This window comes from Shewanella sp. 11B5 (assembly GCF_002836795.1).
GTDB lineage: Bacteria > Pseudomonadota > Gammaproteobacteria > Enterobacterales > Shewanellaceae > Shewanella > Shewanella frigidimarina.
On the sequence record NZ_PJAP01000799.1, the window covers coordinates 1 to 1720 of the forward strand.

At 42.7% G+C, this 1720-nt stretch carries 2 protein-coding genes; both read left to right on the forward strand.

Going from position 1 to position 1720, the window contains the following annotated elements:
- On the forward strand, nucleotides 1-569 hold a 569-nt coding region (locus tag CXF78_RS16570), incomplete at its 5' end, for a peroxiredoxin-like family protein (protein WP_102037395.1).
- A gap of 325 nt (nucleotides 570-894) precedes the next feature.
- Nucleotides 895-1720: formate-dependent phosphoribosylglycinamide formyltransferase (gene purT / locus CXF78_RS16575; protein WP_102037396.1), on the forward strand; the 826-nt coding region annotated here is incomplete at its 3' end.

The window sequence follows — 1720 nt, forward strand, 5'->3', positions numbered from 1 at the left end:
TTGCCAGTGACGAGAACAATGTCATGCCACTGCTCAATGGCCACCAGATACCAGCAATAACCCTGCAAGATGTTGATGGTAAAGCGGTTGAACTCAGTAAACTTGTGGCTCAAAAGCCGACTATATTTTTCTTTTACCGTGGCGGTTGGTGTCCATTTTGTAATTCGCAAATGGGTCAGTTAAAAGCCATTGAACCAAAGCTGATTGAGATGGGTTTTCAATTAGTGGGAATATCACCTGACACGCCAGAAAAGATGCGCGCGTCGATGAATAAACAAGAACTCGATTATTTATTGCTGTCTGACACTTCAATGGCGGCATCGCAAGCATTTGGTTTAGCCTATTACACCAGTGCAGATATCACTAAAAAATATACTGCCAGTTTAGCGGTAACCAATGAACTGTTTACTACCCCAGCGGGTGACAAACGTTTAGTGTTACCCGTGCCTGCTGTCTATTTGGCAGATAAAAGTGGTTTAATTCATTTTCAATATGTGAATCCAAACTACAAGGTTCGCCCTGCGCCAGAGCTAATTTTAACCGCTGCAGAGTTACTCGTTAAACCTTAGTTAACGCCAAATTCAAATAGAATCTAGCCAACATTAATCCAATAATGTTGGCTTTTTTAACTTACTCTTTTGAGTCAGCACCCTCTAATTCAACACTATAGTGTTATGACACTTACCCAATCACACTTGGTGTTTTCAACAACCACACTTCTACACACCGATACATCTAGACTTATCGTAATTAAATACAATCTTTCATCACAAAAAACCTCGAAATACAGGCGTTTTTAGCCAATTAGTGCATTTTATATTGGATTTTTAATACCTCACCTCGTTACACTGTTCGGCATATAAGAATATCCCTACACAGAGGCTGTAAATTACCATGTCTATTGCTACTACATTTGGCACAGCAAATACTTCTGGCACGATTAAGGCGATGCTATTAGGTTGCGGTGAACTCGGCAAAGAAGTTGCCATTGAGCTACAACGTTACGGAATTGAAGTTATCGGAGTTGATCGCTACCCCAATGCCCCAGCAATGCAAATTGCCCATCGTTTTCATGTGATTAACATGCTGGATGCAAAAGCATTAAAAGCAGTTATCGAGCTTGAAAAGCCGGATTTAGTGATCCCTGAGATTGAAGCTATTGCCACCCAAACGTTAGTGGAACTAGAACAGCAAGGTTTACATGTGGTGCCAACAGCTAACGCAGCTAAACTCACCATGGATCGTGAAGGTATTCGCCGACTTGCGGCAGAGACCTTAGCGATACCAACATCAAAGTACTTTTTCTGTGACACCCTAGCTGAATTTGAACAGGCCGTTACTGACATTGGTATTCCATGCGTGGTTAAGCCAGTAATGAGTTCGTCTGGAAAAGGCCAGAGTGTGATTAAGTCAACACAAACCATCCAGCAAGCATGGGCTTACGCCCAAGAAGGTGGACGAGCAGGTAAAGGACGAGTAATTGTTGAAGCCTTTATTCCGTTTGATTACGAAATTACCTTACTGACGATTAGCGCCGTAAATGGCATCCATTTCTGCGACCCTATTGGCCATAGACAAGAAGATGGCGATTATCGTGAATCGTGGCAACCCCAGTCGATGTCTGCAGAGGTATTACACAAGGCACAAGCCATGAGTAAACGAGTTGTTGAGGCATTAGGCGGATATGGACTCTTTGGCGTTGAGCTATTTATTCGTGGTG